11 protein-coding genes are annotated in these 9,070 nt (G+C 70.4%); 10 read left to right on the forward strand and 1 reads right to left on the reverse strand.

Features of this window, described 5'->3' with window-relative positions:
* The first annotated feature begins 137 nt into the window (after positions 1-137).
* The 6 genes from I0Q12_RS16705 (at position 138) to I0Q12_RS16730 (ending at position 5,233) form a co-directional block, all read left to right on the forward strand.
* On the forward strand, positions 138-665 hold the full coding sequence (locus I0Q12_RS16705; protein WP_197252966.1) for a peptidase: 528 nt from the start codon (positions 138-140) through the stop codon (positions 663-665).
* 266 nt (positions 666-931) lie between these two features.
* Entirely contained in the window at positions 932-1,624 is a 693-nt protein-coding gene (locus I0Q12_RS16710; protein WP_197252967.1) for a TMEM165/GDT1 family protein, read from the forward strand.
* 101 nt (positions 1,625-1,725) lie between these two features.
* Positions 1,726-2,193, forward strand: coding sequence for a MarR family transcriptional regulator (locus tag I0Q12_RS16715; protein WP_248675601.1), 468 nt, complete (start codon positions 1,726-1,728; stop codon positions 2,191-2,193).
* On the forward strand, positions 2,190-3,359 hold the full coding sequence (locus I0Q12_RS16720) for an MFS transporter (RefSeq protein ID WP_197252969.1): 1,170 nt from the start codon (positions 2,190-2,192) through the stop codon (positions 3,357-3,359). Before I0Q12_RS16715 ends, I0Q12_RS16720 begins: the two co-directional genes overlap by 4 nt.
* Before the next feature lie 66 nt (positions 3,360-3,425).
* Entirely contained in the window at positions 3,426-4,193 is a 768-nt protein-coding gene (locus I0Q12_RS16725) for an SDR family NAD(P)-dependent oxidoreductase (protein WP_197252970.1), read from the forward strand.
* 206 nt (positions 4,194-4,399) lie between these two features.
* Positions 4,400-5,233 (forward strand): alpha/beta hydrolase, encoded by an 834-nt coding sequence (locus I0Q12_RS16730; protein ID WP_307846294.1) that lies wholly within the window; start codon positions 4,400-4,402, stop codon positions 5,231-5,233.
* Positions 5,234-5,236: 3 nt separating this feature from the next.
* Here I0Q12_RS16730 and I0Q12_RS16735 read toward each other — a convergent pair whose 3' ends face one another.
* Positions 5,237-6,808, reverse strand: a complete 1,572-nt coding sequence (locus tag I0Q12_RS16735; RefSeq protein WP_197252976.1) for a TM0106 family RecB-like putative nuclease — start codon at positions 6,806-6,808, stop codon at positions 5,237-5,239.
* Positions 6,809-6,931: 123 nt separating this feature from the next.
* Here I0Q12_RS16735 and I0Q12_RS16740 point away from each other — a divergent pair, with 123 nt between their 5' ends.
* The 4 genes from I0Q12_RS16740 to I0Q12_RS16755 all read left to right on the forward strand — a co-directional run.
* Complete coding sequence (locus I0Q12_RS16740; RefSeq protein ID WP_197252971.1) at positions 6,932-7,585, forward strand: DUF6474 family protein; 654 nt, start codon at positions 6,932-6,934, stop codon at positions 7,583-7,585.
* Positions 7,586-7,592: 7 nt separating this feature from the next.
* Entirely contained in the window at positions 7,593-8,081 is a 489-nt protein-coding gene (locus I0Q12_RS16745) for a hypothetical protein (protein ID WP_197252972.1), read from the forward strand.
* A 39-nt stretch (positions 8,082-8,120) separates the two neighbouring features.
* A complete protein-coding gene (locus I0Q12_RS16750; protein ID WP_197252973.1) occupies positions 8,121-8,780 on the forward strand; it encodes a YcnI family protein in 660 nt (219 codons plus the stop codon).
* The coding region (locus tag I0Q12_RS16755; protein WP_197252974.1) for a copper resistance CopC family protein at positions 8,777-9,070 on the forward strand (294 nt) is incomplete at its 3' end. The genes I0Q12_RS16750 and I0Q12_RS16755, both read left to right, overlap by 4 nt.

Genomic DNA, 9,070 nt, shown 5'->3' on the forward strand with positions numbered 1-9,070 from the left:
CGTGTCCGCGGGCCGCGGTCCTGGCACTCCGTCCCCCTTGTGTGCCAGCCGGGATCCGGTCATTCTTCTCATATACCCAACGAGGTGTAGCGGTGGCGCTGCGCGCCGACACAACTTCGACATGGGGAGGTTGCGGGATGAACGGACACGAAAGAATCGAACTCGCCGCCTTCCAGGCCGCCGGATCCCTGCGCGGTTTCGTCGTCTCGGGACGCTGGCCCGAGACCACCCGCGAGTGGACCCAGCTGCTGGCGATGACGGTACGGGTGGCCTCGCTCCCGGGCCTGCTGCCCACATCCACCGTCTTCGGGGTACGCGAGGAACTTCCGGACGATCCGGCGCCGGGCACGGTCGGGCTGGTGGTCGCCGAAGGGCCGGTGCTCGGCGAGGAGGCCGTCGAACCGGGACGGTTCGCGGAGCATCAACCGCCGGCACTGATCATGCTGCACCCGCCGTCGGAGACGACACCGTCGCTGCCCGAGAACGTGGGCGTCGCGTCGGGGTGCGTCCTGCTGCCGGGTCTGCCGCACCTGGGGCTCGAGCACCGGGCCGCGTGGGTGGAGGCCGAGGCCGATGGCACGGTGACGTCGCTGGTCAGCAGGGTCGGCGTGGATCCCAACAGCGACCCCGACACCGCGATTCTGGCCATGCTGCTCGCGGCGTGACCGTCGCCCACATCCTCGAGTTCGGGTCGCCAAACTTAGTGTGCCCTTTGCGATTTCGTTGCCGACACGCTATCGTTGCCGAAGCGAAGGGGAGTAGCCCCCAATCGCTCGGTCGACACACTGGCACGGCACCTCGGGGTTCCGGCCCGGCCGGGTGAACCGGATCCCTCGATTCCGGTGGGCGAGACCTTCGGTCGTCGACGCACCCCGCGTCGGCGTCCGGAGGAAGCCCGTTTCCTCCATTCGGACAGGAGGAAACGAACCCGATGATCACCGCAATCGCCCTGAGTTTCGCAGTCATCTTCGTCGCCGAACTCGGCGACAAGTCCCAGCTCATGGCGATGACCTTCGCGCTGCGCTATCGCTGGTGGGTCGTCCTGTCCGGCATCCTCGCCGCCACCACCGCCGTGCACCTCGTCTCGGTCGCCGTCGGCCACTATCTCGGGGTCGCGATCCCGTCCACCGCCCTCGCGATCGTCGGCGGTGTCGCCTTCGTGTTCTTCGGCCTGTGGACCCTGCGCGGCGATTCCCTCGACGAGGAGGAGCAGAACAAGGCCGCGCGCGTGACCCGGTCCGCGTTCCTGGCCGTCACCTCCGCCTTCTTCCTCGCCGAACTCGGCGACAAGACCATGCTGGCCACCATCACGCTGGCCGCCGACAACAACTGGGCCGGTGTGTGGATCGGATCGACCGTCGGCATGGTCGCGGCCGACGCACTCGCCGTGGTCGTCGGCGCGCTGCTCGGCAAGCACCTGCCGGAGAACGCGATCAAGTTCGGTGCCGCGGCGTTGTTCTTCGCCTTCGGCGCCTGGATGCTCGGTGAGGGCCTGGCCCCCGAGACCCCGGCCGGATTCGTCGCCGGTGGCGCGACGCTCGCACTCGCCGTCATTGCCGCCGGCGTCCGCGCCGTCGCGGTCCGCCGTCGCGCGGTGGAGGCGCCGCGCGTGCCCGTCAAGTAGTAGCACCCCTCCCTTCCCCTGGACCGTCCGCTGGAAACGGGCGGTTCCGGCTTGCCCGCAGGAGTATGCTTGCCGATAGGCAATTAATACGGGAGGCGACGGTGAGTTCCGCAAGCACACGTTTCGAGGACGACGAGATCGCACGGCTGCGCCTCACGTTCGGCAAGATCGCCCGCCGCGTCGACCGCCGGTCGTCCGGCGAGGACGGCCTGACCCGCAGCCAGTTCTCGCTGCTGTCCACGGTCGCGCGACACGGTGAGATCGGGGTTCGCGAACTCGCCGAGATCGAGGGCATCAACCCGACCATGCTGTCGCGGATGCTCGGCAAGCTCGAGGACGCGGGCCTGCTCACCCGTTCCCCCGACCCCGGCGACAAACGCGTGATCAGGGCCGGCATCACCGAGGCCGGGCGGGAGCGCTTCCTGCACCTGCGCGAGGTGCGGACCGCTCTGTTCGCCGAGAACCTGGCCGGGTTGTCGGACGAGCACACCGACGCGATCCGCCGCGCGCTTCCTGCCCTCGAAGCCCTCGCCGAGAGCATGGCCGACTCCGCGGGGTGCCGCCCGTGACAGCCCTCTCCGACCTGCGCGGACAGACGTTCGCAGCAATGCGCGGCGCGAATTTCCGCCGCTACATCTCCGGCCAGGCCGTCTCCCTCGTGGGCACCTGGATGCAGACCGTCGCCCAGTCCTGGCTGGTGCTGGAGCTGACCGGTTCCGGCACCGCGATCGGCGTCGTCCTGGCGCTGCAGACCGTGCCCATGCTGCTGCTCGGCCCGTACGGCGGCGTCGTCGCAGACCGGGTGGACAAGCGCAAGCTGATGATCGGGCTCCAGACGATGATGGGGCTGCAGGCGCTGGTTCTGGGCCTGCTCACCGTCACCGGCACCGTCCAGCTGTGGCATGTGTGGGTGCTCGCCACACTGCTCGGCCTCAACCAGTGTTTCGAGAACCCGGCCCGCCAGTCGTTCATGCTCGAGATGGTCGGGCCCGACGACCTGCGCAACGCCGTGAGCCTGCAGTCCGTGCTGGCGTCGTGCTCGCGCATGATCGGACCGGCAGTGGCCGGCCTGGTCATCGCCGCCGGCGGCCTCGGCGTCTGCTTCCTGCTCAACGCGGCCAGTTTCGTCGCGGTGGTGGCGTCGCTGCTGCGGCTCGACGTGTCGCAGCTCAACCTGTCCCCGCAGGCCGGTCGCGCCCGCGGTCAGCTACGGGAGGGCCTGGCGTACGTGCGGCGCAGCCCGGATCTCGCGGTGCCGCTGCTCATGATGGCGCTCGTCGGCTGCCTCGCGTTCGAGTTCCAGGTCGTGCTGCCCGTCGTCGCGGAACACGTGCTCACCGCCGGGGCCGGTGGCTACGGCTTCCTCACCGCCGCGATGGGCGCCGGTTCCGTCGTCGGCGGGCTCGTGATCGCCACGTGGGGACGCACCGGCGTCAAACCCCTGGTGGTGACCGCACTCGCGTTCGGTGTCGCCATGGCCGCCGCGGCGGCCGCACCGAACCTGGGGCTCATGATCGCCGCGATGGTCCTGGTCGGTGGATTGAGCGCATCGTTCACCGCGACCACGAACAGTTCGTTGCAGCTCGCGTCGGCCCCGACGATGCGCGGCCGGGCTCGGTGCGGCGCTGCTGGTGCGTGGCCGCAGTCGCGCGCTCGGTCGGGTCGACACGACCGTCGCCGAGGGCGTCGCGTAACTGCAGGAACTCTCGGGTCTGTGGTCGCCTCGAGTCGGTGATCACCGCGCTAGGGTTCGACCACAGACGAGGCGCGCCGACGGGGCCGCCGGAACAGGAGTACTGCAGTGGAAATTCAGGGAACCGCAGCACTGGTCACCGGTGCGGCGTCCGGGCTCGGCGCAGCCACCGCGAAGCGACTCACCGACGCCGGCGCGACCGTCTTCGGTCTCGATCTCGCCCAGTCCATCGAGCGGGTCGGCAGCAAGGCCCCCGAGGGCGTCACGATGCTTGCCACGGACGTCACCAGCGCCGACGAGGTTCAGGCCGCGGTCGACAAGGTCGTCGAGTCGGGTGTGCCGCTGCGCATCGTCGTCAACTGTGCGGGTGTCGGCTGGGCGGGCCGCATCCTGTCGAAGAACGGCCCGCACGATCTCGAGCTGTTCCGCACGGTCATCACCGTGAACCTGCTGGGCACGTTCAACGTGATGCGCCTGGCCGCGGACGCCATCGCCAAGACCGATCCGGTCGACGACGCCGGGCAGCGCGGCGTCATCGTCAACACCGCGTCCGTCGCCGCCTTCGAGGGCCAGATCGGGCAGATCGCGTACTCCGCATCCAAGGGTGGCGTGCACGGCATGACCGTCCCCGCCGCCCGCGACCTCGCGCAGTACGGCATCCGCGTCGACACGATCGCCCCCGGCATCGTCGACACCCCGATGCTCGCCGGCGTCACCGAGGAGTACCGCAAGGGCCTCGAGGCCGGTGTGCCGTTCCCGTCGCGCCTGGCCCAGCCCGCCGAGTACGCCCAGCTGGTGCAGATGATCGTCGAGCACGACTACCTCAACGGCGAGACCATCCGCATGGACGGTGCGCTGCGCATGGCCCCGCGCTAGGCGGCTCCGCCGCCCGTGCGTGGTTTCGGTAGTTCCAGCTACCGAAACCACGCACGAGGCAGGACTGTCTCGGTATGACCGCGATCACCGTCTCGGCTGCGAAAAGCGCAGTGGCAGTGTTGATCATGCGGAGCATATGACGTCCTCCCCCGATGTGATCCGGCAGCAATGTCGATTCGTTCGGACGAGGGGGCACACTCGTTGTTGTGACCCTCGGAACAGCAGCGCGGGTGCTCGTGGTCGTCGTCGCGGTGATCGCGGTGGCGGGCGTCGCACTGTTGGTCGGTCAGCGGCGGTTGATCTATCTGCCGGACACGTCCACGCCTCCCCCGGCAGCCGAGGTGCTGCCGGGCGCCCGGGACGTCCGCCTCACCACGGACGACGGTCTCGAACTGGGCGCCTGGCTCGTCCCGGCCGCCGAGCCCACCGGCCCGGGCGCCGGTTTCACCGTGCTGCTCGCCCCCGGGAACGGCGGCAATCGACTCGACCGGGCGCGACTCGCGGCGGCCCTGTCCCTGGCGGGATTCACGACGCTGCTGGTCGACTACCGCGGCTACGGCGGCAATCCGGGCCGGCCCACCGAGGACGGCCTCGCACTCGACGCGCGGGCGGCACGGAACCATCTCGTCGAGATCGAGAACGTCCCGCCCGACCGGCTGCTGTATCTCGGGGAGAGCCTCGGCACCGGCGTCGCCACCGGACTCGCCGCCGCGTATCCACCGGCGGGTCTGCTGCTGCGCTCGCCGTTCGTCGACCTGCCGTCGGTCGCGCGGCACCACTACCCGTTTCTTCCCACAGTTCTGCTGTGGGACCGGTTCCCGGTCGCCGCGACCGTCGCCCGGCTCGGCGTGCCCGTCACCGTCGTGTACGGCACCGCGGACACGATCGTCCCGCCTGCGCAGAGCGAGCGCGTCGCCGACGCGGCGCCGCATCTCGTCGAACGGGTCGTCCTGCCGGGGGTCGGGCACAACGACCCGCCCATGTTCGGACGGCCGGTGGTCGACGCCATGACCCGCCTCGCGGCTGCCGTCCGGTCGTGACGTTCAGAGATCGTCGATGTGCGGAATCTCTTGCACCGCACGATCTGTCATCCACTCGCGCAGAAATTTCGTCGCGATGACGTCGTCCTCGTTGTACTCGAGCAGCCGCTGCCGCTGGGTCGGATCGGGCGGACCCTCGTAGCCGACGGCCTCGCGATACCAGCTCATCGACGCCTCGCCACCGGCTTCCTCGTCGCGCCACCGATGTCCGGCCAGCGGCGCAATCTTCTTGAGTCCCTTGCCGTTCGGGCACACGAACTGATCGGTCACGGCCTGGAACACGTCGACCCACTGCGGCGAGTCGATGAACGCGCGGACCTCCGCCTCGCTCGGCACACCGGGCCGTCCGTAGAACCGGCGCGCCGACGCCAGCAGCCACTTGTCCTCGGCCGTTCTCGAATAGCAGTATGCGGCAAACGTTTTCCCACGACGCTCGGCGACCTTGCGTTGATCGGAGAGCCACGTCCAGAACTCTCCGAAGGAGCGGGCCTCGTCGTCGGTGGGCACCGGATCCCAGGTCGCGAACGGCAGGTACGCCGACTCGCCGTCGACGTTCAGCAGCGTCCCCCACAGGTAGGCACCGAACTCGTGGTAGCTCTCCATGTCGACGTCGACCTCGATGTCGGCGCGGTGCACGTGCACGTGCCCGTACCGCCGCACCAGGGGCGCACCCACCAGCCACGCCTTCGCCGTGACGACGGTGTCCGCGAACGACCCCTGCGGCCACACCTCGGGTTCCTCGCCGTCCCAGTGGGCCAGCTCGTCGACGGTGTGCACACCGAGTTCCCGCAGCACCGTCGCGCGCTGGCCGGGCGCGACCAGCGACACGTCGTGCGCCTGCACCAGCTGTTCCCGGCACCGCGACCACCACGGGCAGGTCCGGCACTCCCCGATCTGCGCAGGCTCGGTCGCGACCTCCCCACGCGCGATCGCGATGCGGTCCGCGAACCGCTCGTCGTAGTCGGCGAGCACCTCGGACAGGTCGTGCACGAGGATGCAGTCCCCGCCGTAGCCGATCGCCCCCGCCACCCGCGCGGGGCTGGCGAGCCCGTGCCGTTCGAGCATCCGGTACAGCTGCGCGAGCCGCATCTGGTCGCGCAGCTGGCTGCGCACCTTGCGGGTCTCGTCCACCGCGGGTTCCCACGCGAACAGTCCGGTCGTGGTCGCGCCGCGGCCCGGATCGGTGACCTTGTGGTTGACGACGATCACCGGGATGTAGCCGCCGCGCACGGTATCGCGCAGCAGGATCTCGGATCGGCCCCGCCGCCCCGTTTCGGGTTCGGCGGGCAGCACCGCACCCCAGATCCGGTCGGCGCCGTCGCGGCACGCCCGGATCGTGTCGTCGGCCCGGCGGGACGCGGGCCCGTCGGCTGCGATCTGCACCCAGCCGGGCTGGGCGTCGAACAGCTGTCTGCGGATCGATTCGCGATGAGCCGCGGCAGCCTCCTGCCGCTGTTTCGCTCCGGGGTTCTCCGGTGCCGTCGCCAAGTCCTCGGGAAACGCCGCGTCCAGATACACCCGGTGACGGCACCTCGTCAGCGCGCTCGCCTCGATGAGAACGGGCGATCGCCGCATTTCGATGGGTGCATCCACAACCGTCCAGGGTATTCGTCCTAAGGTGAACCGATACCACCGGCACAGACAGCCTGATTCTTCAGGCGCCGCTGCGCCGTCACACCGAATGGAGGGTGCTGTTCGATGGCGTTGTTCAAACGGCGGAAGCGTCGCGCCACCCGCAAGGCCGAAGCGAAGGCCCTGAAGCACAAGGCCGCGCTCGAAGCGAAGCTCGGAGCAAAGAACCAGTCTCGACGGGACCGCCGCGCCGCGAAGGCACAGGCCAAAGTCGACAGGGAGCTCGTCAAGTCGCAGACCCGGATCGAGAAGCAGCAGATCGCCACGCTCAAGGCGCAGGAGAAGGCCGCCGCCTCCCAGGGCTTCACCGCCGCGAAGGTGCGGCGCTACCTCGGGGTCGCACGCCTGCTGGCGCCGGTACTGGTGCCGCTGGTCTACCAGACCGTCACCGCCCTGCGCGGGCAGCTCGACGCCCGGCGGGCACAGCGCATGGGCATCGCGATCGACCAGCTCGGCGAGTTCACCGGGCACGGCGCGCGACTGAGCGCCCGCGTCGCCGGCGCCGAACATTCCGTCGCCAAGATCGTCGAGCAGCATCCTCAGGACGCCGAAACCGCCAAGTTCGCCGAGGCCACCCGGGCCCGGCTCACCGATCTCACGACCGCGATCAGTGCGGCCGAGCAGATGCCCGCCCCGCGTCGCCGCTCGGCGCACGCGGCGATCTCCGCCGAGCTCGACGGCATCGAAGCCGACCTGCTGGCGCGGCTCGGGGTGCGCTGACGGTCCCATGGCTGCCGGTCCGATTCTGCGCGGTGCGACCGCGGGTGCCCTGACGGCGGCACTCGCGATCGTCGCGCACGCCGCGGCCGGTGGCGGGCTTCCCACGGGACCGAGTGCGGCGCTGCTCATCGCGGTCGCCGCCGCCGTCGGTGTCGCGGGCGCACATCTGCCGGCGGTGCCGACGGCCGTGTTCCTCGCGGCCGGCCAGGCCGGCACGCACATCGTCCTCGCGACCGTGCCGGCCGAGCACGCCCACCCGTCGTGGCTGATGCTGGCCGCGCACGCGGTCGCGGTCGCCGGGTGTGCCCGGCTGCTCACCGTCGCCGAACGGCTGCACGCGGCGATCACCCGCGTGGTGCACGCCGTGCTGTCGGCGGGCCCGGTGCCGGTGGAGGCTCCGGCACGCGTCGTGCCGGTCGGTGCGGTGCGCTGCGTCGTCGAGGCGCGACCACCACCGAGCATCCGTCGGAGGGGACCACCCGTCGCGGTCGCCTGAACCGCACGTCCTCTCCGATCAGAAAGCCACAGACAGAAGATGAAGACCCTTCCGACCCGCGCCGTCACGGCCGCGGGCATCACCGCTGCGATGCTCTTCGCCGGGGCCGGCGTCGCCTCCGCGCACGTCAGCGTCGTCGCACCCGGCGCCACCCAGGGCGGCTATACGGTGCTCACGTTCCGGGTGCCCACCGAGTCCGAGACTGCCGGAACCACCGCGCTGACGGTGACGCTGCCCGGGCTGAAGTCCGCGCGGACCGAGCCGATGCCGGGCTGGACCGCGACCGTCACGAAGGACCCGGCGTCAGGTCTGGCGACCTCCGTGACCTGGACCGCCGATCCCGGCGTCGCCGTCGGACCCGGCCAGTTCGAGCAGTTCCTGCTGTCCGCAGGGCCGCTGCCCGAACAGGACGCGGTGTCGTTCCCTGCGGTGCAGACCTACAGCAACGGTCAGGTCGTCGCGTGGGATCAGGAGGCCATCGGCGACGCGGAGCCGGAGAAGCCGGCGCCGAGCCTGACCCTCACCGCGAGCAGCGGCGACAGCCATGCCGTCGTAACCACCGCGGCGTCCGAAACCACCGCGACCTCCGAGGTTGCAACCGACGACACCGCCCGCTGGCTCGGCGGGATCGGCCTGGTGCTCGGCGCGCTCGGCGCCGCACTCGGCCTCGGTGCGGTACTGAAGGGACGGCGCTCATGAATCGCCTGTTCACGATCCTGGCCGCCCTGGTCGCGGCCCTGGTGATGACCGCCGGACCGGCGTCGGCGCATGCCGTCGTCCTGTCCAGCAACCCGGAGGACGGCGCGCAGATCGCGCAGGCACCCGTACGGGTGACGGTGACGTTCAACGAGGCGATGCAGCAGCAGTTCGCGGCGCTCACCGTCGTCGGCCCCGACGGGAACCTGTGGTCGAAGGGCGATCCGGTCGTCGACGGCGCGACCGTCGGCGTCGAGGTCGGCGAGCTGGGTCCGGCCGGCGTGTACACCATC

The sequence above is a fragment of the Rhodococcus sp. CX genome, from assembly GCF_015865005.1.
In the GTDB taxonomy this organism is placed as follows: Bacteria; Actinomycetota; Actinomycetes; order Mycobacteriales; family Mycobacteriaceae; genus Rhodococcus.

What these genes read in the sequence shown, in the direction of transcription:
- I0Q12_RS16735 (WP_197252976.1), bottom strand. Translation starts at nt 6,808, where the DNA reads ATGCGGCGATCGCCCGTTCTCATCGAGGCGAGCGCGCTGACGAGGTGC.
- I0Q12_RS16745 (WP_197252972.1), top strand. Translation starts at nt 7,593, where the DNA reads ATGGCTGCCGGTCCGATTCTGCGCGGTGCGACCGCGGGTGCCCTGACG.
- I0Q12_RS16705 (WP_197252966.1), top strand. Translation starts at nt 138, where the DNA reads ATGAACGGACACGAAAGAATCGAACTCGCCGCCTTCCAGGCCGCCGGA.
- I0Q12_RS16710 (WP_197252967.1), top strand. Translation starts at nt 932, where the DNA reads ATGATCACCGCAATCGCCCTGAGTTTCGCAGTCATCTTCGTCGCCGAA.
- I0Q12_RS16740 (WP_197252971.1), top strand. Translation starts at nt 6,932, where the DNA reads ATGGCGTTGTTCAAACGGCGGAAGCGTCGCGCCACCCGCAAGGCCGAA.
- I0Q12_RS16750 (WP_197252973.1), top strand. Translation starts at nt 8,121, where the DNA reads ATGAAGACCCTTCCGACCCGCGCCGTCACGGCCGCGGGCATCACCGCT.